A 24,747-nucleotide genomic window follows, 5' to 3' on the forward strand; every position below is an offset into this window, starting at 1 on the left:
GCGGGCCGCACCGACTGTCGTGGCGACAGCGCGTCCGGGGGAGGAGGGGGCACATGAAAGGAGCGGCAATTGGCCGTGAACAGGAGCGGGCTGTCCGTAACCACCGTCTTGACGTCCGCATCCCGTCGGCTGACCGTACGACCTCGCCGTACACCACACGACGCGCCCACTTCGGACGATCGCCTCGCCCCGTGCCGCCCTGACGGGGAGGAGCCTGCATGTGCCTGCCTGGGCGCACGCGGCGCTCATGGGGAGAACGAAGCGGGGCTGCCGGGGCGGGGCGGGGCGGGGCGCGATCGGAGGGGTGCGGGGCGGCCTGCACGCGCCTGGGGCGGTGGAGCGTGGTGGACATGGGGAGGCCCGCGTTGTGTAAGGGGCCGTCAATCCGTCAACCACATCTGTCCGGGTGGCTTTACAGTGGTCTACGTCCGGCGACCGGCCGGCACTTGGGCGCTAACCGCCCGTGCCTCGGGGCGTCCTCCAGGAGGATCACGCGGTTCGTTTCGCACCGCGTCTGGCCGCTGCCGCGGCGGCGCCGGCCGTCTTGGCCACCGCCCTGGCAGAACCGCCGCACCTACGCGGGGGACAACCACCGCGACACCGCCGCATGGTTGCCGGTACCAAGCACTGGAACCACCGCGGACGGGCCCCACCGCCCTCGCCGGTGTGCCGCAGCCGAGGGGGCTGTGGCACGTCCGGTGAAAATACGCGCTTGAAGCAGTCGCGATGGGTGATCGATAGGCTCGGATGCGTGACGACGGTGATGACGGTGACGGCGGTCGTGCAGCGGTGGCTGTTGAGGCTGATGCTGGCCTGCTACGTGCTGGCCGGTGCGTTGCCGGGGCCCGGTGAGGCGCTGCGCGGCTTGGTGCTGCGCATGCCGATGGGCGCGTCCGTGTTGACCCTGCCAATGGTGTTGCTCGCGATGATGTTGTTCAACGCCGGGCTGGGGGTGCGCATCACCGATCTGCGCGTCGTGCTGTGCCGGCCGGCGCGGCTGGTGCTCGGCATCGCCGCCAATGCCCTGCTCCCCTTGCTCGTGCTGCCAGCCGTTGCCCTGGGCCTGCGTGCCTGGCCCGATCCGGGAGAGGCGGAGGGGCTGGTGGTCGGGCTCCTGCTGGTGCTGGCGATGCCGATCGCGGGCGGCGCCGCCTCGTGGGGACAGACCGCGGGAGGCAACGTCCCGCTGGTCGTCGCGATGGTGATCGGCTCCACTGTGCTCAGCCCGCTCACCGTCCCGCTCGGGATCCACCTGGCCGGTCGACTGGTCGGCCCCCATGGTGCCGGAATCCTGGACGACACCACCACGGTCGACGTCATCGCCGGGACCGGTGCCGGAGTGTTCGCGCTGGTGTCGGTGGTACTGCCGTGCCTTGCCGGGATCGCCGTACGCGTCGCGCTCGGCGAGGACCGTGTCCACCAGGTGCTGCCCGCGGTCAAGGCAGTGAACCTGGTGAACATCCTGCTGCTGTGCTACGTCAACGCCGCGGGCGCATTGGGGCAGGTGCTCGCCCGTCCGGACTCCGACCTGCTGGTGCTGGCACTCGGCCTGTCCGGCGCGGTGTGCTGCCTGACCTTTTGCTGCGGGCGGTGGATGTCCTCCTGGACGCGGTGCGACCGGCCGGACGGAATCTCCCTGATCTTTGCCACGGGGATGAACAACAGCAGCGCGGCAGCGGTGTTGGCCGCCGGCTGGTTCTCCCATCGCCCTGGGGTGCTGCTGCCGATCCTCTCGTACAGCCTGCTGCAGAAAATCGTGGCAGGAGCGGCAGGGCGGCCGTCCCGACCCGAACGGCGGTCTTGAGGGGGCGCGGTTCTGTCCACGGAAGTGATCGCCGGCATCCCCGTCTGGTGGACCACCGAGCCTGACGACCGGTGCGGGACACCGCCTTCGTGCCGCCGCGCGGACCGGCCCCATGGCAGTGTCCACTGCTGCCCGGGTGGACTGCGGTGTTCAGCGCCACATGGTGCCGTAGGCGGCCATGGCCGGCTCCCGGAGGGAGGCCCGTTCGTCCAGGCGCCGTTGCCCGTGCTGGAGGGGGCAGAGGGTGTCCGGGTCATGCCAGGTGGGGCCGCCGGTGGTGTCGGCCCAGAAGATGCCGTACTCGCCTTCCGGCGTCATGGCCCAGGCGGCGTAGGCGTCCACCGTGCCCCAGCCGGCGAAGGCGATGCCGCGCAGGGTGCGGGCGGGTACGGGGGCCGGCCGCGACCAGTGCTGGGCGGCGTCTTGGGAGAGCGCGCACCATACGGCGCCGTCGTGGTCGGGCCAGGCCAGCAGCAGGCGGTCGGCGCGCCCGGCCCCGGTCCGGCCGACCACCGAGGGCCAGGAGCCGGTTGCGGTGTGCGGTCCCCGTACGACGTGGCGGTGGTTCCACTCCGTACCGTCGGGGGAGGGGCACAGGCGGATCGTGCGGTCGCGGCCTGCGCCGGTGAAGGTCAGCCAGGTGCAGGCGGTGTGGGTGGTGGTGGCACTGGGGCGTGAGGAGGTCATGGGCCAGCCGTTGAACAGCGCCTGCCCGGGTATCCAGAACCGGCCGTCGAAGGCGGCGTGGAACAGCCGCTCGTCGGCGCCCGGCCCTTTCCAGTACAGGTGCAGTCCGTGGTGGCCGGCGACCAGGGCGGGGGAGTGGCTGGAGTGGGCGCCGGGGACCGCGCGCGGTCGGCTCCAACTGGAGCCGTCGCTCACGGCCCACCACAGTGCCTGGTCGCGCTCGTCACGCCAGGCCAGGTAGAGCAGGCCGCGCCATGCCGCCAGGACGGGGCGTTCCAGCGACATGGCGCCGAGCACCCGTTGGTGTGGTGTCCAGGTGATTCCGTCGCGGGTCTGGGACCACCACAGGCCCGTATCGCCCAGCGCGCCCCGCCAGGCCATGTACAACGGCACACCGCCTCCTGTCCGAGGCTTCGTACGGGCCCGATCACCCGCACCACCGGAGATGCCTTCTTGCCCTTCGGCGTTGCCCGGATCGGCAGATGTGCCCCGTGTGGTGTACAGGGCCGCATGCGCTTTCCGGGACACGGCAGCCAGGCGTAGGGGGAGACGGAGTCGGCTCGCAGTGGGGCCGGGACGTCCTGGCTGCGGCCGCCGTGCTCGCCGCGCCCCGACCGGCGATCACCTGGGGAGGAGCCCGGCCGGTGCCGCGTACTCGGGCGGGCGGCTCAGGGGCCGGTCTCGCCCTGGGCGACTTCGACGTCCTGGTGGACGTGGAGCGCGCCGGTCCCCGCGGCCCCGCAGGACAGCAAGGCGCAGACGGCCAGCGGGACGGCGATCCAGGAAGCGGCGCGCGGGGCGCGTGCGGCGGGGCGCAGCAGGGCTGTCACGCGCCGGGGTACGGGGCCGGTGGTGGCCGCGGGTGTGACCGTGGACCGGGAGGTGTGTGCCGTGTGCGCGGCCAGCGCGGCGCGGGCGATGGCGCGCGCGGTCAGGCCACGGTCGCCGACGCTGGTGGCGGCGGCTTCGTCGGCGGCCCGTTCGGCGGCCAGCCGGATGTCCTCGCGTACCGGGCGCAGGGCGGGGTGGCAGTGCGCGGCGAGTTCGGCCGCGGCCAGGAAGTAGTGATGACCGCCGGCGTTGTGGGCGCGCTCGTGCGCGAAGAGTGCTTCGCGCTCGCGTGCGTCGAGGCTGCGCAGCATGGCGGTGGTGACGACGATGCGGTGCGGGCGGCCGGGCAGGGCGTAGGCGTCGGGGTGTGGCGATTCGACGACGCACAGGTCGCCCGCGGCGGGCTGGCGGCCGGCTTGGGACCGGGCGGTACGCAGACGGGCGGCCTGCCGTACGACCGAGTGGCCGAGGGTGAGGGTCGCGAGGATGAGCAGGGCGGTGGCCAGGGCGGCCAGGGGCAGTACCAGCCGTTCGGGGGCGGTGCGCAGCGGGTGCACCAGTTCACCGAGGGCGGCGAAGGCCGGGATGTCGAGCAGGCCGGTCAGCGCGAGGGTGCCGAGCGCCGCCACGGTGCCGGCCGCGAGGAGCAGCGCCGAGACGCTGAGGATCCACAGGGCGGCCACCGGCGGGCAGCGGTCGAGGACACGGCGGGCCAGCAGGGGCGCCGCGCAGGGCAGAAGGAGCGGGGCCAGCAGCAATGCGATCATCACGGGCCCTCCTCCAGCAGCCGGCGCAGCACCTGCTCGTCGTCCGGGCTCAGATGGGCGACGAAGCGGGCCAGCACCGTCTTGCGGTCGCTGTCGCGGTCGAGTTCGCCGTGCATGCGCAGGGCGGTCAGGCCGTGCGGGTCCTGGACGGGGCGGTAGGCGTAGCCGCGGCCCTGCCGCTCCCGGTGGAGGGTGCCCTTCTCGTACAGGCGCGACAGGATCGTGGTCACGGTCGTACGGGCCAGGCCGGAGTCGAGAGCGGCCTGTACCTGGGCCGGGGTGAGCGGTGTGTCCGCGGCCCACAGTGCGGCCAGCACCGCGGCTTCCAGCTCGCCCCCCGGCCGGCGCTCGTCCTTTTCGGCGTTCACGGGAACGCTCCTCACCTCACCATCGTCTACAGTGCTGTAGACCGTCTACAGAATTGTAGTCGGTCGGGTGCGCGGCCGGGTGCCGTGCATCCGGCCGCCGCCGGGAAGGACTCGTGCCGATGCCCGTACCCGTTCCATCGTCGCAGCCCGCGCAGGGCCTGCTCCCCGCGCAGCCGCCGCCGGCCGCCTGCGCCGCGCCGGTGGGTCCGCTGATGCCGCCCGCCGCCGCTTCGTACGCGTACCGAAGCCGCAGGTCCGCCCTGGCGAAGGGGACATGTAGGTGATCCTGGCGTTCGACGGGGCGCCGGTCGACGGCCCCGCCTACGAAGCCGTGACGCGCCTGGCGCAGCACTCGCCCCGCTGGCTGGACACCGCGGTCACGGTGTGGTCCGCATACGGGCTGGCGCTCTTCGCCCTGCTCATGGTCCTGGGCTGGTGGCGGGCCCGCCGCACGGGAGCCGCGGCTGCGGTGACGGCGCTGGCCGTACCGCTCGCCGCTCTCCTGGCGTACGGCCTGGACGTCGTCCTGAAGCCTGTGGTCCGCGAGGACCGACCGTGCCAGAGCCTGCGGGTGAGCACCCTGGAGGCGTGCCCGGCGCCCGGCGACTGGTCGTTCCCCAGCAATCACGCGGCGATCGCGGCGGCAGCGGCCGTGGCGCTGCTGTTCGTCTCGCGGTGGCTGGGTGCCCTCGCCTGCGGAGCGGCGGCTGCCATGGCGGCCTCCCGGGTCTGGGTGGGCGTGCACTATCCGCACGACGTCCTGACCGGTCTGGTCGTGGGCGGGCTCACCGCACTCGGGATCATGCTTGCGGCGGGGCGTCTTTCCCCGGCGCTCGCCCTAAGGATGACGGCGGCCGGACCGTTGCGCCTGCTGCTGTCGGCCTCGGCGCACGGGCCGGGTTCAGCGCCTTGACCACAGGTGTCGTCAGCCCGTCCGGTCGGTCCGTCAGCGGCTTCCCTTCTCTGCTCCGACCGGTGCGAGCGAGGCGCCTGCCGACGCCGTGGCGTCATCGGGGGCAGCGCTGGATCACGGGCGCCGGTGGCTCAGCAGTGCGCCATCCCCGTGTACGACACCGTGGTCGACGGTGAGTTGGTGCTGGTGTCGTTGACCTGCCGGTTGCTGCTGTACAGCCGGAAGTAGGCGTGCACGGTGACACGACTGCCGTAATCGACAGGGTCCCAATTGGATACGCACCACGAACCGCCGACCGGGTGGCGGCCCCGGGCGCAGGAGTTGTCGTCCTTGAAGGCCGAGTTGAACCGGTGGTTGGCGTTGTCCCAGATCTCGACTTGAATGCGGCAGTTGGCGTGGGCCGCGCCGTTCACGCAGTAGTCCGGGTAGGCGTTGGACGCATCGCGCACCCGTGGGTGGGCGGCTGCGATCTTTGACGGCAACCGGGTGCCGGCCGCGGTGTCAGACGCGCCGGCGGCAGTGACCAAAACGGTCAGGAGCAGGCCGAGGGTGTCGCAGCTGCGACCCGCCTCATGGTGATCGACCCGCCGCCTCATGACGAAGCCACTCCCAACCGGCGCGACGCCCGGCCTGCCGAACCAGACGCTCAGTTGGTCAAGATTCCGCTTGGGTGAATGCGGGCATCCTGGTGCGGGAAGCTCGATCGACAGTCCATGGAGTGGGCCGATCGTTTTTCCTCGCGATAGCGGCCACCGCTCCGTGCCGGTTCCGTATCTTTGCGTCATGGACCGCATGAAGGCAGCCGTCGTGCAGGCAGGGTCTCCGCTGTTCGATACCGGCGAAGCATTGGCAAAGGCGCAGCGGCTCATCACTGAGGCGATGCGGGAGGGCGCGGAACTCGTCGTTCTGCCGGAGGCGTTCATCGGCGGCTATCCCAAGGGCCTGGATTTCGGGGTGACCGTGGGGTCGCGGTCCGCGATCGGGCGGGAGGAGTTCCGCCGTTACTGGGATGCGGCGATCGACGTACCCGGCCCCGAGACCGAGGCGCTGGGTGCGCTGACCCGTGAGCTGGGGCACCACGCCGTCGTCGGGGCGGTCGAGCGCAGCGGCCGAACCCTGTACTGCGTGGCGCTGTTCTTCGGGCCGGGTGGACTGCTGGGCAAGCACCGGAAGTTGATGCCGACCGGTTCCGAGCGGCTGATCTGGGGCCTGGGCGACGGCTCCTCGATGCCGGTGGTCGAGATCGGCCGTGCCCGCCTGGGCTCGGCCATCTGCTGGGAGAACTACATGCCGCTGTTCCGCACCGCGATGTACACCAAGAACGTCGATATCTGGTGCGCGCCCACCGTGGACGACAGGGAAAGCTGGCAGGCGACGATGCGGCACGTGGCCTTGGAGGGCCGGTGCTTCGTACTCAGCGCCAGCCAGTACCTGACGCGCGCCGACCTGCCACAGGACGTACACCCCGTACAGGGCGACGAGGCGGGCACGGTGCTGATCGGTGGGGGCAGCGTCATCGTCTCCCCGCTCGGGGAGGTGCTGGCCGGGCCGCTGCGGGACGGGGAAGGCATCCTCACCGCCGAGCTGGATCTCGCCGAACTCGCCCGGGCGCGCTTCGACCTCGATGTGACGGGGCACTACGCCCGGCCGGACATCTTCGCGCTCCACATCGACGAGCGCGCGAAGGAAGGCGTCGTCCTCAGTGATCGCGGGGATCAGCCGCCCGGTACGCTCCCGGCACAGTAGAGAAGGCGGTCACGGACCCAGGCGGGATCGTCGTGCTCGATCGTGACGCGGCCGAGGATGGTGGCATGGCGCTGCCGGTCCGAGGCGAGGCAGGCGAGTTCCCGCTCGGTGAACCCGTCCGGTCCGGGTACGGGAGGACTGGCCTCCACCCGTACCCGCGCCTGGTGCGCCTGTTCGGCCGCGAGTCTCGCGGCGCGGGCCAGCTGGCCCGGGTCGGTGGCCAGCAGCTGGCCGGCCGCGGGACGGCGCCGCCCGCCGTTCGGCGACGCCACCGGGGCCTTGCGCTCAAGATGCGCCGCGAAGGCGTGCTCCGCCCAACTCAGCCCGGAGACACGCGTAACGAGGGCGACCAACCCGAAGCCCGAGAGCCGGAAACCCATTTCGATGAAGAACGGGCCCTGATCGTTCTCGATCACATCGATGTGGAACGGGCCTTCTTCGTAGCCGGTGGCCGTTAGGCCGGCTTGCGCCAGTGCCTTGAGCGCCGGTGGCGCGGCCGGGCCGGGCGCGGCGAGGTGGCCGGCTTCCCGGAAGCCCCGCAGCGCTCCGCTCCTCTCCAAAAGGACGAGCTTCTCGCAGCAGGTGAGGATGCGGGACCGGCCGTTCCAGGCGAGACCTTGCAGGGAGTACTCCGTACCGGAGATGTGTTCCTCCACCAGCAGACCGCTGAAAGCGCCACCGCCGTAGTTGCCGGTCGCCGCGGCGTCCCGGAGGGCGATCGCGCGCTCCGCCTCGTTCCGTACGAGGGAGACGCCGAGTCCGCCCGCACCGTCGGCAGGTTTGACCACTTGCGGGAACGAGAGCCCGGTGGGAAGGCCGGGCCCGCCTGGCCCCGGACCGTTGCTGCCGTTCTCATCGGTGCCGACAGCGCCCGTAGGCACCTGCGCGTATCCGGGCTGCAGCACCGTAGGCGCGTGCCGGCGCAGCGCGGCGCGTTGCTGCACTTTGTCCAAAGGGACGAAGTGCCGCCCGACGTACGGCCATGGCGCGACGCGTGCGGCCGCCGCGAAGCGGAAGGCCGTCGGCACATACCGCTCGAATCCCGCGAGTACGAGAGCGGGCTCGACCTCCGCGGCGCGCAAGGCGTCGGCGATCTGCCCGGTGTTGTCGAGGCCCGGTACCGGCAACTCCAGGTCGAAGGGCTGACGACGCAGCAGCCGGCGCCACCGCAGATAGGCAGGTGTCTCCACCAGCACCGCGGTCATGCCACGCCGGCGCGCACAGCGCAGGTACGGGTCCAAGCCGTCACGCGTGGCGCCGATCTGGACGAACGCGCCGCGAGTCGCTGCCATCGTTCACCGCCCGGAGAGAGTTTCGCCGATCTCCGGGCCGTCCGGAGCGTGCCGGGTGCGGATGCGCTCCTTGTGGGGGTCTCCGCGCAGAATGCTCTGGACCAGCCCTGGATTGAGGTCACTGCCGTAAAGGGTCCGTAACTGCCCCAGCTCCAGACCGCTCAGCTGCTCCAGTTCCGCCGCCAGCCGGTCCCTGTCATCTGTGTCCCCGTCACCGTCCTGGCTGGAGAGCAGGTGGCGGATGGCTACCTCACACCTGGCGAGATGGGGCGCCCGGCTCGTGAGGTAGCGGCGCAGACCGGCGCCGGCCCCGGTGAACGGCGAGTACACCATGCACACCAGTTGCCGCTCGTCGAGCCCGTATGCCTCCTGGGCGAAAGCGTTGACGCGCCTGCGCAGTACCGACTGAGCCTCCGGAGCCGCGTAGCGGGCCGCCATCGTGTCGATCAGCGGTTGCGGAAACTCCTTGCGCCGCATCAGTCTCAGCGCGAAGGTCGCGTACTCCTCCAGCCCCTCCCGGTAGTCGCGGTGGAAGAGGTACTGGGCCTTCGGCCCCCGCAGGTGAGCCATCAGCGCCGGATTCGCACAGTCGGACTCGGTGAAACTGAAGGCGAGATCGTCGAAGACGAAACCGAGGTGGTGCGAGAGCAGGTCCCAGTGGCTGCCCGCGTCGTAGGCCGTGCTCGCGTAGATCGAGAAGAACTGCAGGTGGGGCAGGACTTCGGACTGTACGCCGTGGCCGGCACCCCGTGATCCCTGCGGCCCGTGGATGTCCTCGAAATAGGCCCGGGCCACGTCGTCCAGCGCGCCCAGCACCTTGCCGAACCCTGAAGGCTGCCCCGGCCTGCCGTGGCGGGGCACCTGGCGGGCGAGGCGGTTGATCCACGCTGTGTAGGCCCGCTGCTCCTCGGCCGAGTCACCGGTGATGATGACGTCGGCGCCCTGTTGGTATGAGGCCGCGACTCCGAAGGCGTTGGCCATGCTCAGATTGCACGCGTTGCAGAAGGTGGGCCGGGCATCGGCATGGGTGCGGTGGCCGGTCATCAGGATGTCGGCACGGTTACGTGCCGTCACTTCCCGCGAGCGCGGAATGCCGACGGCGAACGGCCGTACGCGGCTGCCCTCGACGAGCAGCAGCTCGCACGCGGGGTCCTCGTGCATGCCCAGCGCCGTATAGACCCGGTCGATGTTCTCCATCACCGCCCGCGGCATACCCGCGTGCCAGTTGGTGGCCGTCCGGAGGGTGAACATATCGCCGTACCACCGGCCGAGGAGCAGTTGCATGCCGCGCGTGAACGCCACCGTGTAACTGCTGTCTTTTCCGCCTCCGTAGGCGACCAGTACCGTCCCTCCGTTCCGGGCGCCCTGGCTACGCAGCAGGCGGTGCAGCGCGTGAGCGGAGCTGCGGATCGCCTCACGGTCAGGTGGCGCGAGGTGGCCAAGGAGCCCATTCAGGGCCCGGGCCCGCAGAAGCGACACGCCCGCATCGGCCGCAAACGGTGCAGTGCTGGCTGAAGGCTCCATAGGGTCCTCCATCCGTGAGAAGGGATGGCCGCGGGCCCTCGCGACGCCGCCCTTCACCAGTCTCGGTCATCACTGATCGTCATGTACGCGGAAAGAAGTCGGCCACCCGGCAGTCGTCACGCGCCGCCGGTCGGGAACCCCCGTGCACGGCAGGTGAGCGGTGGACCAGCGGCACCATGCGCCGACGGGTGCCCGGTTGCCGTACCGTGCTGCCGCCCATCGGCCCGGACATTAGGAGCACTGGCAGACGGCGTCTAGAGGAGCCAGGGCGCCGTGACGGCCACGTCGTCGGCTTCCGGCCCCCTTGCAGAAGGCTGCGGCCACCGGCCCAGCCGTGGCCACCGATGCGCACCACGAGGCTTCCCAGGCCGAGCCGCTTGCCGCCATCACTCCGCCCACCGGCACGCATGCCGAAAACAGCCGCGTAACCTCCTGCTGGAGCCGATGCCGGATACGCCAGAAGGCTATGGAGCAGCGCCGTTCCGATACCCGATCGCACCCGCTTCGACGTCGTCATAGAGCGGACCAGACGCCCGGAGTAGTACCAGCCTCTGGGATTCTCGGATATGCGGTGCTTCGGGCGAGCCCGCTGGCCGACAAAACAGTGTCGTGGGTAGGTGATGGTGTCAGCCGTGGATCCCGCATCGACTGTCACCGCGTCTGCTCTGATGATTCGGTTTGTGATTGTGGTCTGGGTGTGTTGGTCTGGTGGGTTGGCAGGTGGTTGATCAGCAGGCCGCCTGCCAGGCGAGCGCCGATGCGGTGCTCGGCTTGTGGCGGGGTGGCTGGCGGGCGGAGTGGGCCGAGACCAGGGAGGCGATTGCCTGGTGGGGCTCGGCGTAGTTCTTGCGGAGACTGGGGTAGTGCTGGAGTGGGTGCCAGTGCTGCAGCTTGGCGTTGGTGTGCTCGATGCAGATCCGCTTGGAGGGCTGCCGTCGTGGCGTTTCCTGCCGGGTGTGCTGCTCGCCGGGCGGCGCGTTGTCCTTCGCTTCTTCGGCGGGCGCTGACCTGGTCGGGGGACTTGTTGGCCGGGTCCCGGTGGCCCTTGTCGACCTTGGCTGTCGTCCTGGGCCGGAGTCGGAGCTGCTCGGCGATGCCCTCGGTGCGCGTCGCGGTCTGGTCGTGCATGTGCCCTGGGCGGCCCGCGCCCGGCTATCACAGCAGGCGCGGGTGGTGGTTTTGATGGGGTTCTGCTGCGTCTTACCGGATAGGAAGGCCCGTCGCCCGGGCCGACTGGCCTGAGGCCGGCGGACCTGGGTCTCGGCGCCGTCGATCCGCAGCCTGATCCCCTCGGCCTCGGCGTAGGCGAACACGTCCGCCACAGGACGCAGCCGGACACCGGGGCGGCCCGGGACGGCGAAACCGTGAACCGCTGGCAGTGAGCGCATCTCGCCGATGGCATGGGAGATCGTGGAACGGGCGGTGCCGTACCGTTCGGCTAGCGCGACGTACGGGAGCCCGGTGCGATAGCGGACCAGGGTGACGAGCAGGCGGCAGTGCTGACCTTCTGCCGAACCAGCCAGGGGCCTGCCCACTCTTCGATCAGATCGCCGGAATGTGCATGCGGGACGCCGCAGAAGGCAGGGTGGTTCAAGGCCGCACGGGCCCGCTTCTTGGCCGCACTCAAAGAACCCGTGCGGCCGTTGGCACGGCACGGCCCTGGTCGAGCGGCAGCGTGGGCCGCGTCGCCAACCTGGTCGCCTACCAGGGCAGGGGGCCCGCCGCGTCGAAGTAGCCGCCGGTCGGGCCGTCCTGTTCCAGCTGAGCCATCCGAACGATGATCTCGGCGCCCTGCTCGACGGTCTGCGCGCCCTCGTGCCGGTTCAGGTCTGTTGCGGTGTAGCCGGGTTCCACGGCGTTGATCCGCATCAGTGGGAACGCCTTGGCGAACTGCACGGTGAGCATGTTGACCGCAGTCTTGGAGGTCGCGTAGGCGACCCCCGGATAGCCTTGGCCGGCGGCCCGGGCCAGCGAGGCCAGGCCGCTGCTCACATTGACCACGACCGGGGCGGCGGAACGTTCCAGCAGCGGCAGGAACGCGTGGGTCACCCGGACCAGGCCGAAGACGTTGGTCTCGAACACCTCGCGCATCACGTCGGCGGTCAGCTCCGCGGCGCCGATGATGTCGCCTTCCGGCGACCGCACCTCGATTCCGGCGTTGTTGACCAGGACGTCCAGGCCACCGTCGGCCTCAACGGTGGCCACTGCGGCGGCCACCGACGCGTCGTCGGTGACATCGAGTTGCACGAACCGGGCACCGAGCTCGGCCGCGGCCGCCGACCCCCGCTCAATGTTGCGCGCTCCGACGTAAACGGTGTGGCCCGCAGCGATCAGGCGGCGGGCGGCCTCGTGGCCGAGACCCTTGTTGGCCCCGGTGATCAAGGTTGTCGTCATGGGGCACAGCCTTCCTCCGGGATGATGCGATCAGCCAGTGGTTTACGACGCGAGCGACGCCGCTAGACCAAGGCGCCAAGGCCACCGTGTGACCGTTTCACTGGTCTCGGACCGCTCCTCGGTCGGCCACCTGCCAGCCGACCTGTCAGGCCGACACATCCTGACTCCATCGCGGACCGAGTCGTTGGCCCGCGCGCCCACACGCTGACGTCCGGCACGTCGATCGGCCAGTGCCAGTCACCGGTCGCGGTGCGTTCGAGGACCGCACGTCGTACTCGGTCCGCCACTCACTCGGCTTGGTCGGTACGGGCGGCCAGGGCCGTCATCCGGTAAAGGAGTTACGCGTCCTCGGAGGCGCCGGCCGGGGCGCGCCGCCGACAGGTCCGCCTTCCGGGCGCAGCACCAGGTACGGCACCTCGGCTGGCCGGCCTTCGGCGAGCGGCAGCTTCCCGAGGCCGCACGGCCTACCGGGCGCATCGGCCAGCGCGCGGCGGAAGGCTTCGGGCATGGCGGCGCGGTCGATCATTCGTCGTCCCCAAGAAGCCTCTGCCGGTGGTTTCGACGGACAGGGCGCCGTACCGGCACAGTCCCACGGTGTCCCAGTCCGGCACGCCCGGCGTCGTGATCACAGACAGGGTGCGTTCGCCGTCCTCGTCCAGGAGTCCGGCGATGACGACGGCGCGGGCGAGCGAGCGAAGAAGAGATCGACAGGCGGGTCCGGCAACTCGAGGCCATCGTGGAACCCGTCACGGGCGAAGAGGCCCGGGCCCTCGTCTCCTGCTTCGGCCCGGACGACTGCTTCGGCGTCGCCGGGTCGCTGCTGCACCTCATCGAGACCGGCCCGAACCCCGTCCTGACCGACGATCCCGGTCCCGGTGCTAACGAATGGGTCCAGCGACTCTACGATCGCGCCGTGTGCGGAGGACTCATCCCGGGCGCTTGACCTGGTGCAAGAGGAGCGCGGGCGCTGGAGCGTTGGACGTCGCCCCTCGAAGCTCACGTCGCTGGACGAAGGCGCGCCTTGATGGCCGGCGGGGTGTTCCGGCGGAATCGGAGCGGTCAGCATCAGTCTCGGTTCGTGTGTACTTCCCGTTTCTTACGTCACCGCTCGCACTCCCCGGCCAGCAGGCGGCAGGCTCGACGCCGCCGGAAGGATGCGTCCATGAGTGCCACAGCCGGTACATCACGGTGACGGCGGGCCGCCGCCGATCGCGAGACGAGCACCAGTGAGCGATGCCCCCGATCGCGCTGAGAGGGAAGACGAGAACGGTGTTCGGCTCTCGCCCGCCGTGCTTCCGTTACTGGACCAAGCGTCTCGGCGAGCGTGTTCTCCGCAGTGGCGAACCTACTCGCCGAGCTGCGGGCCGACCCAGTCCCGTTCCTGGCCCAGCCGGCCTGGTACTTGGCACCGCTGGCCCGCGACATCGGCCCCGCCGAGTACCACGACGGTGATACCGAGCCGGGCACCAACGGGCCCGCCACCTACGCCGCCCGCATCGTAATCTCCGAGACTGGCTGGACAATTGACCTGGCTCGCGCAGCGCACGACCAGGCCCGCCCCGACGAGGCGCACCGCTGGGGCGGGCCCACTCGCACCGCATACCGACAAGGCCCTGCCGGGCATCCGGCAAGGCGTCTCGCATGTCCGCACCCAGGAGGTGTTGGGCCCGTTAGGGACAACAGCCCCAACCGGTGCTGGCTGGCGACGAAGAAAGCCCCGGCGCGGCGGCGGGGTGCGGCGCCGGGCTTCCGGCAGCCCGCTGGCCCCTCGCCGACACTCCGGCCGGACAGGCTGCGGCCGCGCTCGCCGCCCTGCGTACCGTGCCCGTCCAGGCCGGGATGCTGTGCAGGCCGCCGTCGCGCTCTTGGGCGACCCGCCCGTACGGCCGTCTATTCCGAAGCCATGGCGGCCGCGGCCGCCCCCGTCAAGCTGCTGCGCGCCGCCCTGCAGCCGACCCCGGGCGGCTGACCGCCAGGCGTCGGTGTGATGCGGCGCCTGGGTTGATCAGTCGCTGTCGGTGCCGAGGTGGTGGTGGGTGAGCCAGTGCGTCGCCCACCGTGCCGCCTCATAGGCGATCGTCTCCACAATGCGGCGGTGATCGGCCCGCAGCCCGCCACGACGACCGGTACTGGAGGGCAGCAGAGGTCGGACGCGGTACACCACCGGTCGCTCAGCCTGGCGTGACGGGGCATCGGGATCAGACCGCAGAGGTGCTGCGCACCCGGGCCGGCAGCCGGCCGGGCTCAGTCGATCGTCTTGATCACCCGGGCGGGCACTCCCGCGACCACGGTGCGGGCAGGAACATCACGAGTGACCACCGCACCGGCAGCGACCACCGCACCGGCGCCGATGGTCACTCCCTGCGTGATCACGGCAGCTGTCCCGATCCAGACGTCGTCCTCGATGACGATCGGGGCGAAGGAGAGGTACTCGCGGCGCTCGGCCAGGGGCAGTGGATGTCCTCCGGTGATGAGGCTGGCCTTCGGGGCGATCATGACGCCGTTGCCGATACGGATGCCTCCCTTGTCCATGAAGGTGCATCCCTGGTTGACGAAGACGTTCTCGCCGAACGTCGTGTTCAGCCCGTGCTCGGTGAAGAACGGCGGGTAGATCGTCACCGATTCCGGCAGCGGGCCACCGAACACAACAGAAAGTAGTTTCGCGCGACCTTTGCTGTCGCTGAACGGAAGCACGTTCAGTCGAGACGTCGCATCGGTCACCTCCGCGATCCGCTCCGCGTGACGCGCGAACTCAGGCGTCTGGACATACATGATCTGCTCTGTGCGGGTAGACATGCACTGATCCCACCACCGCCCCGACCACTCGATCAAACAACCCTGCACCACACCAGACACAACCAATGGTTGTGGAAGGTGAGTGGAAGTGTTGGCCCCGCGCCACTGCTGGTTGTTAACGCCGTTGCACGAGTGGGTGTAGGCGGTGCCGTTCTTCCTGCTGTCCAAGCATCAGCCGTCGGTCGAGTTCTCGAGGACGAAGGTCCCGTCGGCCTGCTTCGTCTCCTGCTAGTTGGTGATCCGCAGGTTGCACTTGGCCGTGCTGAGCGTGTCAGCGATGGACGACAGGCAGTACCCGGCGGCCTTGTTCTTCCACTGGACGGTCTTGGTGGCGGCGAAGGCCTGCCCCGAGCCTCCGACGATGAGTGCCGTACGAAAACCGCCGCGGCCGCAACCGTACCTGTCAGGCGCTTCATGAAAGTGTTCCTCCTGGGACTCCGGGGCGACCCCGGTCGGCACCGGCTGCCTTTCGGTGGTGCACGGCGATGGGTGCCCGCCTGTCGCAGAGGACGCAGGCGCCGCGGCGCCCGCACGTCCCCGGACACCAGCCGCGTGAGAAGTCACCGGTCGACGTCGGAAGTTTGATGAAGGTCCCGTTCGCCGCTACATCCGCACCATGGGCGCTCACGTGTGCGTGTCCGCCCGCTGCCGTGGTCTATAGCAGCAATGACAGCCCTAATACCGACAAAGGCGCATCAAGGCCAGCGTCAGACTGCCATGCCATGATCATGCCGGGAAATCGCAGAGCAAGTATCCGACCGGCCTGTCGGCTTGGCTCTGCCGGGGATCGTGCGAAGCCGGGGTCAGGTGCCCAGCGCTCGGCAGGACTTCGGCCGGGGGATCTCGCGTTGGTCCAAGAAGTTCTGGAAGGGCCTGCAGTGACCAGGGCGATCCATGTCCCGACGGACTTGCCGTTGATATGGACATGCTCAAATCGTCGGGCTAGCCTCGAACTTGGTCTAGACCGCATCGGACGTGTGCCCTCCGGTTGCCTCCGTACCGCCACCTCGTCCTCCCTGTCCGTCCGGGCAGGGCATCCGAGGTACGTGTCCGCCTCATCCGCACCCTTGGACCACGGGAGCACGCCATGCGCAGGAAGCTCACCTCGTTACTCCTCGGCCTCGGCCTCGCCGGCACGGCCCTGCTCGCCACCAGCGGCAGCGCTCAGGGCCACGGCTACACCGACTCGCCCGTCAGCCGCCAGCAGTTGTGCGGCAACGGCACCGTCCGAAACTGCGGGCAGATTCAGTGGGAGCCGCCGAGCGTGGAGGGGCCCAAGGGATTCCCCGCGCGCGGGCCCGCCGACGGGCGCATCTGCGCGGGCGGCATCGGGCGCTTCTCCGAACTGGACGACCCGCGGGGCGGGAACTGGCCGGCCACCAAGCTGACCGCGGGCCAGAGCCACAACTTCACCTGGCGGATCACCGCCCGCCACGCCACCACCGACTTCCGCTACTACATCACCAAGGACGGCTGGGACCCCACAAGCCCCTGACCAGGGCCGACCTGGACCCGCAGCCCTTCCTGACGGTGCCCTTCGGCGGCCGTCTGCCCGGCTCCACGGTCACCCACGTCGGCGTCCTGCCACAGAAGACCGGCCGGCACCTCATCCTCGGCGTCTGGACCATCGCCGACACCGGCAACGCCTTCTACGCCTGCTCCGACGTGCGCTTCTGACACGTCCCCGGGCCGGGGCGCACCGGCTCCCGTGGGCTGTTGGGGCCGACCTTGATGGGCAAAGACGGTGCCGGGCACACATCGCGGGTGTGTGCCCGGCGCCGGTGGGGCGGTGGTCAGATGAAGGCGGCCGCGGCGGCTCCGCCGAGTGCGGCCAGGGTGTACGCCAGCATCTCCTGCCAGCCCTTGAGCGGCTTGCTGCGGCCCCGGGTGCTGAGCTGCATGACGGAGTTGGCGGCGTAGCCCGGAACCAGGATGCCGAGGACGCCGAGCAGGCTCAGCGTGCCGATGTTCCACTCGACGTCGGTGCCGCTGATCACGGCGATGGCGACCAGGGCCAGTGCGGCGACGGGATAGACCAGGCCGGGGCCGAGCCTGATGTCGTCATGCTGGTGGGGTGCTGCCTTGTCCTTCTTGTAGTGGCGCCAGTGTCGCCGTTCGGTGCCGAGGTGGGCGAGCAGCATGATGACCAGTTCCGCCGCGACCACGGCGGCAGAGACGTGTTCCAGGGCCGAACCGGCCCGGCGGATCGCTCAGCCGCGCCAACAGGCGCCCGAGGTGGGGCGGGAGGCGCCCCCCTGCGTGCTTGCCGCAGATCTCCGCACGCCACGACTTCACATAGGTGCAGACCAAGGCGTACGGGGCCACCGTCCGCCCCGCGCCCGTCGACCAGCCGGTCGAAGAACCGCTGCTGCGCACCCAACACCCGCCGCCCCACCTTCCACGTCACGTTGTGTCTGCGCTCCCAGCGCCTGCATCGACATCGCCGGAGTTCGGGTCCGAGCACGGGGGAGCATCCCCCCCGCGAGGCACCCCCGGCCGCGCCGACCCGGTGAGCCGCTTCAGGTGCCCACAGGCGGACGTGACCCGTCGCCGTGTGCGTCGGGCCGTACGCCTGCCCACGCGGCGGGTACGGCCAGCAGCCCGGCGACGGCCGACCACCACCACAGGGAGCGGCCGAGCAGGTCCCAGCCGGCGACCGCGAGGACCGGGCCCGCGGTGGATCCGAGGCCGTACATCGCGCTCGCCGCGCCCAGGTAGCGGCCCCGCAGGTCCGGCGGGCCCGCCCTGGCCGGGTAGGCCAGGAAGAGGGTGGGAGCCGACAGGGCTTCGCCGAAGGACCACGTCAGGGTCGCGACCACCAGTCCGGCGATGCCCCAGTACGGTCCGTACAGCATCATCCCGAGGCAGGTCAGTGCCGTTCCCGCGGCGGCCACCGGCCGCATGCGGCACCGCTGGGTGAAGCGGGTGACCGGGAGTTCGAAGGCGACGACGGTGAGCCCGTTTACCGTGATGAGCACCGCGTAGACCGTGGTGGGCAGGCCCTGGTCGTGGACGGCGAGCGGCAGGGCGGACAGGTACTGGACGTAGACCAGGGTGCTGATCAGCATCGCGAGGAGCAGGAGCAGATAACGGCGGTCGGCGAGGAGCGGACGGTAGCCGCGGCCGCGCGGGCCCGAGTGGGCGCGGGTCACCGGTTCCCGGCGCCGCTGTCTGGGCACACAACGTGCGACGACGATCGCGTAGGCCAGGCCGGCAGCCGCCTCCGTGAAGAAGAGGAGTTCGTACGATTGGGCGACCAGTGCTGCGCCCAGCAGCGGGGCTGCCGCGGCGCCGAGGTTGATCGCCAGTCGGTACATCGAGAAGATCATGACGTGCCGGTCGGCCGGCAGCATCCGGCTCAGCAGGTCGGCCGCGGCCGGGCGGTAGGCCTGCCCGGCGGCCGCCTGGAGGGCGAGGACGAGCAGCAGCACGGTGAAGTCGCTCGTGAACGGGACGGCGGGCAGCAGCACCGACGACACCACCATGGACCCGACGATGGTGGCGTGCCCGCCGAAGCGGTCGCACAGCCGGCCGCCCGCGAGGACCCCGGCGACCGAGCCCGTGCCGTACGCGGCGAGCGTCAGGCTCGCCTGCGTCGCGGAGAACCCCAGGCCGGTCAGGTAGAGGACGATGAACACCTGGACGAACCCGCCGAGCCGGTTGACGAACATGCCGCCGATCAGGGCGCGGGCCGCGGGCGGCGCCTCGCGCCAGGTCGTCGTGATCCCGGCGCGCGAAGGACCGGGGGCACGACGGCCCGGCGTGATGTGTGGCCGGGGCCGGTCAGCCATGAGCGAGGGCGGCGCCCGCCAAGGCTTCTTCGAGACCGTTGAGGACCGCGTAGGAATCGCGCAGCAGAACCTGGGGGGTTGGCGCCGTGAGCAGGAGGACACCCGCCAGGTTCAGGGAGCCGTGACCGGTTCGGTAACGGTGCATGACGGTGCCGGACGGGACCGTGAAATCGGGTGCCACCCGGATGCCGCTGCCCGGGGACAACAGACGGTCCCAGTCCACCGCCTCGGGAAGGAAGAGCGGCCGGGTCGTCCACGGCCGGCCCCGGGAGTCGGTCGCGAGGACGTTGACCGAGCCGGCCGCGCAGCGTCCGGGGCCGGTCAGCAGGCCGTCCGGCAGGCCCGGGTCCTGTCCGAGGTGCGCCCGGGTGAGCGCACCGACCAGGTCCACCCCGTGGATGGCCTCGATCTGCTGGGTGAGCAGCAGTCCGCCGAACCGGGCCGCGGTCTCCAGCAGGCACAGCCGGCGGTCCGCCATCAGCTTGATCTCGGTGTGGGTGCCGCAGGTCCCCAGGCCGAGGGCGTCGACCGCCTGCCGCGACAGCTCGGACACCGTGTGCTGAAGGGGCTCGGGCAGTACGCAGGGCGCCATGTTCCCCAGTTCGGTGAAGTCCGGCACAGTAGGCAGCCGCCCGGTGATGCACACCGGGTGGTAGACGCCGTCGACGACCATTCCCTCGACGCTGAGGTAGTCGCCGTAGCCGGATCGGTCGTACCAGGACTCGGTGGTGGCCGGGATGAGTTCTTCCGCGATGAGTTCGTGGCCGGCCTCACCGGCCTTGAGTTCGCTCATGCTGCGGGCCCTCGCCGCCGTCAGCGCCCCGAGCATGTGGCGCCAGGCACCGGCCAGTTGGGCCCTTTGCTCCAGTACGGTCTGGCCGATCGACCCGGCGCCCCACGCCGACTTGAGCAGTATGGGCGGGTGCAGTTCGGCCCAGGCCCGTTCCAGGTCGGTGAGCGAGTCGACGTAGCGGAAGCGGGGGACGGGCAGGCCCGCGTCCGCCCAGGTGCGCCGCATCAGGCGCTTGCTGCGGGCCCTGGCCGCCCCCGGGCCGGGACCGCGCAGGCCGAGCCGCTCGGCGGCCTCGGCGACGGCGAGCAGCGCGAACTCGGAGAAGGTCAGCACCGCGTCGGCCGCGGTGCGGCGGGCCAGGGCCACGATTCTGTCGATCAGCTCACCAGGTTCCGGGCGGTCGGCGGTGAGGTCGGTGACCGAGGCGCAGCACCGGGCCGCCGGGGCGACCGCCGGGAGCGGCAGCGGGTCGAGGAGCAGCAGGTGGAGGCGGTCCGTGGCGGCCGCGGCCTTCGGTATGGCGTCGCTCGGTGGCGGCCCGCCCCGGGCGTACACCAGCAGCACCGTTGAATCCCCCATAGGGTCGTCCCTTTCCTCTTCTTCGTCTTCGTGTAAGCGTGTCGGGCTTCCTCGTCGGGTTCCGGAACCGGTCAGCGGGCTCCGGCGCCCGGGAAGGCGAAGTAGCCGTGGGGGGCGAAGTCCCAGCCGGGCCGCTTGTGACGGCTTCGGGGCAGCGGATAGCCGTGTTCCAGGTACAGCTCCAGGAGGTATGCGGCGTCCGGCTGGTCCAGTCCGATCCGGCGCCGCAGCTCCGGGTGCCGGCCGGGCGCCCGGTGGGGCCACTGCCCCTTGACGTGCTCCAGCAACTGGTAGAGCAGGCCGGTGCCTTCGGGCATCCGGATCTTGGGGCGCCGGGCCAGGTACGGCGGGAGGATGCCGGCCATGGCTTCCCGCAGGACCCACTTCTCGGTGCCGTCGCGGTACTTGACGTCCATCGGCAGCCGCCAGGCGAAATCGGCGAGGTCGCGGTCGAGGAAGGGGACCCGGGCCTCGACGGTGCGGTGCATCGCCACCCGGTCGACCCGCTGCAGATCGGTACGGTGCAGGTTCCCGACCCGGTACCGCATGAGCTCCACCGGGTCGGGGTGTTCCCGGAAGAGGTCGTAGCCGGCCAGCAGTTCGTCGCTGCCGTCGCCCACCAGGGCGACCTTGAGGCCGAGTTCGGCGGCGGTCTCGAAGGCGGGTGCCATGACGGAGGCGTCCATGATGTCGACCGTCTCGAACGTCTCGGCCTCCCGGACCCGCTTGGGCAGATCGCGTACCAGGCCGTCGAGGCTCAGGTGCCGCACCACATGGCGGATGCCGAGGTCCGCGCAGGACCTGACGGCGAACGCGAGATCGGACGAGCCGGGAAAGCCGACCGAGATGGCGGTGACGTCGGGATGGTGCCGTGCCGCCAGGGCGAGCACGGAGGCACTGTCCAGGCCGCCGCTGTAGATGACGCCGATCGGCAGGTCGGTGTCCACCCGTTTACGGACGGCCTCGTCCAGCAGGTGCCCGAACTCCGCGACCAGCGAACGGTCCGTCCCGGCCGGCGGCCGTTCGGGCTCCTCGTGGTAGCGGACCGTGGTACGGCCGTCCGTCCAGTGGCCGGCCGGGAAGATTTCGGGCGTCAGCCCGAAAGGGAGGAAGCACTTCATCTCCGACGCGAAGTACTCCGCGTCGCCGTCCGTGGCCCGGTAGAGCGGCTTGACCCCGAACCGGTCGCGGGCCGCGAGGTAGGCGCGGCGGGCGACGTCGTACACCACGAAGGCGAACATGCCGTCCAGACGGGCGGGCAGGTCACGGCCCCACTCCCGGTACCCGTGCAGCAGGATCTCGGTGTCCGAGCCGGTGCGGACGGTGTGGCCGAGGCGGCGCAGTTCGCGTCGCAGGGCGGCGTGGTTGTAGATCTCCCCGTTGAACGCGACCCACAGGGTGCCGGTGCTGTCGGTCATCGGCTGGATCGCCGACTCCCGGTCGACGATGGCCAGCCGGTTGCAGCCCAGGGCCGCTCCCGGCAGCCCGCGGGCCCCGCCCGCGTTCTCCGGATCACCGCGATGCGCGATCTCCGCGAGCATTTTCCCGATACGCGCGACGGGCACTTCACCCGGCGTGCGCGGCCGTAATTCCACGGCGATTCCACACATATTCCAAGCCCCCCTGTTCTTCTGCCTTGCTTTCCTTTGCTTCCCTTTGCTTTCCTGGCGTGCGGTCGGCGGGCTATTTTTCGCCCACTCCGACGAGCGCGATGCGTGGAATCTCCGCGACCCACTGTCCGCCCACGCGGTACACGGCGGGATGTCGCGGCCACGTGTCGGTGTGGTCGGCGCCGCCGTCGTGGGGGCCGAAGCAAAAACATTCCTCACACAGGTGCCAGACCCGCGCACGTACCGTTTCTCGTGTCGCGTCGCCGCGGTCGAGACCGCACAGGCCGTACATGTCGTGCATGTAGTCGGCGAGCTGCCCGGCGGCGTCCTCGCGTGTGGCCGCCCGCATGATGAAGGGGTCGTAGACGCGGTGGACGCGAATCCCGCGCAGTCCGGCCGCGCCGAGGCCCCGTCGCAGTTCCTCCGCCGTGAAGTGCCGGTAGGGGTGGCCGGCCGCGGAGTGCCGGTGGACGGCTTCGGAGAACCAGCGCGCGGAGGGCGAGCCCTCTTCGAAGTCGTGGACGACGAACCGCCCGCCCGGCCTCAGCACCCGCGCGGCCTCCTGGAACACCGTGGTGCGGTCGTCCGACGGCACATGGTGGCTTCCGTAGGCCAGGATGACGGCGTCCATGGTGGTGCTTCGAATGAAGAGGAACCGGGCGTCCTGCCGGATCGCGGGCAGGCCCGCGGCCAGCGCCGCGGTCACCATCGTGCGCGCGATGTCGCTGCTGATGACGCCGTCGCGTACCTGCGGTGCCAGCACCCGCAGGGCGCGGGTGAGCAGCCCGTCGCCCGCGAGCAGGTCCAGGATGCGCCACGTGGGAGGCAGGTCCCGTACGTCCTGTACTCCGCCGGCCAGTTCGAAGAGCCGGCGGATTCCCGTCATCCGTACGGCGATGTTCTGTTGAGCTCGGCGATAGGAATCGCCGCGACCGTTGTCCCGGTCGTCGGTCTCGAACTCGTTGAACACCTGGGCGAGCGAGGCGAGGGCCTGCTGGGCGCCGTCCCGGCCGAAGTCGAGTTCTGCGTACAGCTGTGGGTGTTGCTCGCGGACCAGGTCCAGATAGGCGCCCACGTCGATGCCGTCCAGGTATGCGGTGTCGCGTAATGCATGCACCAGAGATTGCGCTTTCATGGTGATTCCCCCCTGTCGTGAGGCGCGCGGAGCCGAATGGTCCGGCGCCCTCCGACGGTTGCGGCTCAGATGGCGCAGTCGGCAGTCTGATACGCCCGCGGTCGCCCGGTCATGCTCTGTTCCGCTCATCGGAACCGGCCTGGTGCCGATGGCTCCTACCGGTGACCCGGTCTACCGGTGACCCGGCCTCCCGGTAACCCGGTATTGGCGGCGGGCATCTCGACGGGCCGCAGAGCCCGTATGGCGCATACGGGACGCACCGGGCGCAGAAGGTGTGCATGGCGCAAGAGACGCGTGGGGACATGCGGCGGGCGATCGAGCAGGGTACGCGGCGGAGCCGGGACCGCACCGCCACTCAGCACACGGCACCACCACTCAGGAATCGGCCCCCGTTACCGGAAGGCCAGCTCCCCCCGGAAGTTCTCCGGTACCGGAGCGAAACGCAAGGCCATCGTGACCTCGTCCGGCCGGTGCACGGTCAGGCGGTACCGGGTGCACAGCAGGTGGCACAGGGCCATCAGCTGGACGATGGCGATGTTCGCGCCGATGCACTTCTTGGGCGCCCAGCCGAACGGCACGTAGCACGTGCGGTCCGCCGGGCCGTGGGGCGCACCGGGCAGAAATCGGTCCGGGTCGAAGAGGTCGGGCCGTTTCCAGACGCGGTCATCGCGATGGATCATGTGCGGGCTCAGCAAGTACCAGTCGCCCGGCGCCAGGCGTGTCTTCCCGAGGTCGAACGGGACCGTGGAGCGTCGTACCAGCAGCAGCGGCGGACTCCACAGGCGCAGCACTTCCTTGACGAAGCGGTGGGTCACCGGGGCCGCGTCCGGCGGTGCCGTACGGAACGCGACGGGGTCGACGGCGCCCAGCTCATCGGCGAGCCGCCGCTGCCACTCGGGGCGGCGGGCGAACTCGTACAGCACGCTCGCGGCGGCCGTGCCCGGCGGGCCGCCGATGGCGGTGAGGACGGCCGTCACCACGTCCAGGGCGCGGTCCATGCCGAGTGCGGGCAGCAGGTCGACGATCGGGTCGGCGAGGTCCGGCTCGCGGCCCCGGCGCCCGCGGGCGCGTTGGCGCAGGACCCGGCGCACGACCAGTCCCGACCGTATCTGGACCGCGACGAACCGCAGGTGGTGCCAGGTGCTGCCCGGGTCGGGCGAGACCAGCCGCAGCAGCTTCATCTCCAGGTCCCGGCGGACGAGATCCGCCTCGCCGGTGGTGAGGCCCGACAGCGCGAGCGGCAGCAGCGACCGCACGGCCACGTCCTGGCTGAGCATGGTGAGATCCACGTCCCGGCCGAGCCGCGCGTCCATGATCTGTGCCATGCGCTCGATCAGCCGGCCGTGCTGTTCCGGCGTGGCCAGCGCGTGCAGCTGGGTGAGCCAGGCGGACCGTACCTGGCTCCACCGCACCTCGGGACTCCGGCGCCGCCGCACCATGTCGACCAGGCGGTCGTGCATGACGAACCGGTGCCAGTTCGCGGCGCTGATCCGGCGGGCCGCTTCCGGATCGAACACGGCGAGCCGTTCCTCGTCGACCCGGAAGATCCCGTCCTCGGCCGCGCTGCGCATTCGCAGGAGACGCAGGAAGTCGTCGGGGTGCTGGGGGGTGGTCATGGCGAGCGTTCCCCTTACGTGGCGCGGGGAGCCGGTCGGGCGTGGGTCCCCGCGCCGGGCCGGTCAGATGTGGTGGTAGAGGTACCAGAAGTATTCGTACT

Annotated in this window: 20 protein-coding genes and 2 pseudogenes; 6 read left to right on the forward strand and 16 right to left on the reverse strand. The window is 70.6% G+C overall.

What is annotated here, in order from left to right; genetic code table 11:
- The first annotated feature begins 751 nt into the window (after positions 1-751).
- Positions 752-1,804 carry a bile acid:sodium symporter family protein gene (locus tag CP984_RS38530; RefSeq protein WP_050509800.1) on the forward strand — a complete coding sequence of 351 codons (1,053 nt, stop codon included), beginning with the start codon at positions 752-754 and terminating at the stop codon, positions 1,802-1,804.
- Positions 1,805-1,954: 150 nt separating this feature from the next.
- Here CP984_RS38530 and CP984_RS38535 read toward each other — a convergent pair whose 3' ends face one another.
- The 3 genes from CP984_RS38535 to CP984_RS38545 all read right to left on the reverse strand — a co-directional run bounded on the left by CP984_RS38535 (position 1,955) and on the right by CP984_RS38545 (position 4,457).
- Positions 1,955-2,884, reverse strand: coding sequence for a hypothetical protein (locus CP984_RS38535; RefSeq protein ID WP_032920152.1), 930 nt, complete (start codon positions 2,882-2,884; stop codon positions 1,955-1,957).
- Positions 2,885-3,159: 275 nt separating this feature from the next.
- Positions 3,160-4,089: a M48 family metalloprotease gene (locus CP984_RS38540; RefSeq protein WP_003979504.1), complete on the reverse strand. Its 930-nt coding sequence runs from the start codon at positions 4,087-4,089 to the stop codon at positions 3,160-3,162.
- Positions 4,089-4,457 carry a BlaI/MecI/CopY family transcriptional regulator gene (locus tag CP984_RS38545; protein ID WP_003979503.1) on the reverse strand — a complete coding sequence of 123 codons (369 nt, stop codon included), beginning with the start codon at positions 4,455-4,457 and terminating at the stop codon, positions 4,089-4,091. Before CP984_RS38545 ends, CP984_RS38540 begins: the two co-directional genes overlap by 1 nt.
- A 280-nt stretch (positions 4,458-4,737) precedes the next feature.
- Here CP984_RS38545 and CP984_RS38550 point away from each other — a divergent pair, with 280 nt between their 5' ends.
- The gene (locus tag CP984_RS38550) at positions 4,738-5,370 is read left to right on the forward strand and encodes a phosphatase PAP2 family protein (RefSeq protein WP_003979502.1); all 633 of its coding nucleotides are present in this window, start codon (positions 4,738-4,740) and stop codon (positions 5,368-5,370) included.
- A 131-nt stretch (positions 5,371-5,501) separates the two neighbouring features.
- Here the strand turns inward: CP984_RS38550 and CP984_RS43075 are convergent, their stop codons facing one another.
- Positions 5,502-5,966: a hypothetical protein gene (locus CP984_RS43075; RefSeq protein ID WP_003979501.1), complete on the reverse strand. Its 465-nt coding sequence runs from the start codon at positions 5,964-5,966 to the stop codon at positions 5,502-5,504.
- Positions 5,967-6,153: 187 nt separating this feature from the next.
- On the opposite strand from CP984_RS43075, the gene CP984_RS38560 reads away from it, so the two are divergent.
- Positions 6,154-7,116 (forward strand): carbon-nitrogen hydrolase family protein, encoded by a 963-nt coding sequence (locus CP984_RS38560; protein WP_030178239.1) that lies wholly within the window; start codon positions 6,154-6,156, stop codon positions 7,114-7,116.
- On the opposite strand, the gene CP984_RS38565 is transcribed toward CP984_RS38560, so the two are convergent.
- Positions 7,086-8,408, reverse strand: coding sequence for an ATP-grasp domain-containing protein (locus CP984_RS38565; protein ID WP_003979499.1), 1,323 nt, complete (start codon positions 8,406-8,408; stop codon positions 7,086-7,088). The genes CP984_RS38560 and CP984_RS38565 overlap by 31 nt on opposite strands.
- Positions 8,409-8,411: 3 nt before the next feature.
- On the reverse strand, positions 8,412-9,710 hold the full coding sequence (locus tag CP984_RS38570; protein WP_003979498.1) for a PqqD family protein: 1,299 nt from the start codon (positions 9,708-9,710) through the stop codon (positions 8,412-8,414).
- 1,085 nt (positions 9,711-10,795) lie between these two features.
- On the opposite strand from CP984_RS38570, the gene CP984_RS42395 reads away from it, so the two are divergent.
- Positions 10,796-10,939 (forward strand): hypothetical protein, encoded by a 144-nt coding sequence (locus CP984_RS42395; protein WP_226048750.1) that lies wholly within the window; start codon positions 10,796-10,798, stop codon positions 10,937-10,939.
- Between the two features lie 369 nt (positions 10,940-11,308).
- Here the strand turns inward: CP984_RS42395 and CP984_RS43080 are convergent.
- Positions 11,309-11,587: pseudogene (locus CP984_RS43080) on the reverse strand (transposase family protein); the annotation flags it as partial.
- A 46-nt stretch (positions 11,588-11,633) separates the two neighbouring features.
- Complete coding sequence (locus CP984_RS38580; protein WP_003979496.1) at positions 11,634-12,326, reverse strand: SDR family NAD(P)-dependent oxidoreductase; 693 nt, start codon at positions 12,324-12,326, stop codon at positions 11,634-11,636.
- Between the two features lie 736 nt (positions 12,327-13,062).
- On the opposite strand from CP984_RS38580, the gene CP984_RS38590 reads away from it, so the two are divergent.
- Complete coding sequence (locus CP984_RS38590) at positions 13,063-13,269, forward strand: hypothetical protein (RefSeq protein ID WP_003979495.1); 207 nt, start codon at positions 13,063-13,065, stop codon at positions 13,267-13,269.
- Positions 13,270-14,331: 1,062 nt separating this feature from the next.
- Here CP984_RS38590 and CP984_RS41680 read toward each other — a convergent pair.
- Together CP984_RS41680 and CP984_RS38595 are read right to left on the reverse strand one after the other, a co-directional pair.
- Complete coding sequence (locus CP984_RS41680; RefSeq protein ID WP_156100278.1) at positions 14,332-14,490, reverse strand: hypothetical protein; 159 nt, start codon at positions 14,488-14,490, stop codon at positions 14,332-14,334.
- An 80-nt stretch (positions 14,491-14,570) separates the two neighbouring features.
- Positions 14,571-15,098 (reverse strand): DapH/DapD/GlmU-related protein, encoded by a 528-nt coding sequence (locus CP984_RS38595; RefSeq protein WP_030178251.1) that lies wholly within the window; start codon positions 15,096-15,098, stop codon positions 14,571-14,573.
- Between the two features lie 1,111 nt (positions 15,099-16,209).
- Here CP984_RS38595 and CP984_RS38600 point away from each other — a divergent pair.
- Positions 16,210-16,799, forward strand: a pseudogene (locus CP984_RS38600) (lytic polysaccharide monooxygenase auxiliary activity family 9 protein).
- A gap of 116 nt (positions 16,800-16,915) precedes the next feature.
- Here the strand turns inward: CP984_RS38600 and CP984_RS38605 are convergent.
- The 6 genes from CP984_RS38605 to CP984_RS38630 all read right to left on the reverse strand — a co-directional run bounded on the left by CP984_RS38605 (position 16,916) and on the right by CP984_RS38630 (position 24,646).
- Complete coding sequence (locus CP984_RS38605) at positions 16,916-17,287, reverse strand: hypothetical protein (protein WP_003979492.1); 372 nt, start codon at positions 17,285-17,287, stop codon at positions 16,916-16,918.
- 354 nt (positions 17,288-17,641) lie between these two features.
- Positions 17,642-18,913: an MFS transporter gene (locus tag CP984_RS38610; RefSeq protein ID WP_050504548.1), complete on the reverse strand. Its 1,272-nt coding sequence runs from the start codon at positions 18,911-18,913 to the stop codon at positions 17,642-17,644.
- Complete coding sequence (locus tag CP984_RS38615) at positions 18,906-20,285, reverse strand: ATP-grasp domain-containing protein (protein ID WP_030178258.1); 1,380 nt, start codon at positions 20,283-20,285, stop codon at positions 18,906-18,908. Before CP984_RS38615 ends, CP984_RS38610 begins: the two co-directional genes overlap by 8 nt.
- Before the next feature lie 71 nt (positions 20,286-20,356).
- Positions 20,357-21,850 (reverse strand): asparagine synthetase B family protein, encoded by a 1,494-nt coding sequence (locus CP984_RS38620; RefSeq protein ID WP_003979489.1) that lies wholly within the window; start codon positions 21,848-21,850, stop codon positions 20,357-20,359.
- A 118-nt stretch (positions 21,851-21,968) separates the two neighbouring features.
- A complete protein-coding gene (locus CP984_RS38625) occupies positions 21,969-23,030 on the reverse strand; it encodes a class I SAM-dependent methyltransferase (RefSeq protein ID WP_063727274.1) in 1,062 nt (353 codons plus the stop codon).
- Positions 23,031-23,422: 392 nt separating this feature from the next.
- A complete protein-coding gene (locus CP984_RS38630; protein ID WP_003979487.1) occupies positions 23,423-24,646 on the reverse strand; it encodes a cytochrome P450 in 1,224 nt (407 codons plus the stop codon).
- Between the last annotated feature and the right edge of the window lie 101 nt (positions 24,647-24,747).

Source organism: Streptomyces rimosus (assembly GCF_008704655.1).
GTDB lineage: Bacteria > Actinomycetota > Actinomycetes > Streptomycetales > Streptomycetaceae > Streptomyces > Streptomyces rimosus.

Coding starts and splice junctions, on each gene's coding strand:
- CP984_RS38615 (WP_030178258.1), bottom strand. CDS start 20,285: ATGGGGGATTCAACGGTGCTGCTGGTGTACGCCCGGGGCGGGCCGCCA.
- CP984_RS38625 (WP_063727274.1), bottom strand. CDS start 23,030: ATGAAAGCGCAATCTCTGGTGCATGCATTACGCGACACCGCATACCTG.
- CP984_RS38610 (WP_050504548.1), bottom strand. CDS start 18,913: ATGGCTGACCGGCCCCGGCCACACATCACGCCGGGCCGTCGTGCCCCC.
- CP984_RS38580 (WP_003979496.1), bottom strand. CDS start 12,326: ATGACGACAACCTTGATCACCGGGGCCAACAAGGGTCTCGGCCACGAG.
- CP984_RS38560 (WP_030178239.1), top strand. CDS start 6,154: ATGGACCGCATGAAGGCAGCCGTCGTGCAGGCAGGGTCTCCGCTGTTC.
- CP984_RS38630 (WP_003979487.1), bottom strand. CDS start 24,646: ATGACCACCCCCCAGCACCCCGACGACTTCCTGCGTCTCCTGCGAATG.
- CP984_RS38540 (WP_003979504.1), bottom strand. CDS start 4,089: ATGATCGCATTGCTGCTGGCCCCGCTCCTTCTGCCCTGCGCGGCGCCC.
- CP984_RS38565 (WP_003979499.1), bottom strand. CDS start 8,408: ATGGCAGCGACTCGCGGCGCGTTCGTCCAGATCGGCGCCACGCGTGAC.
- CP984_RS38595 (WP_030178251.1), bottom strand. CDS start 15,098: ATGTATGTCCAGACGCCTGAGTTCGCGCGTCACGCGGAGCGGATCGCG.
- CP984_RS43075 (WP_003979501.1), bottom strand. CDS start 5,966: ATGAGGCGGCGGGTCGATCACCATGAGGCGGGTCGCAGCTGCGACACC.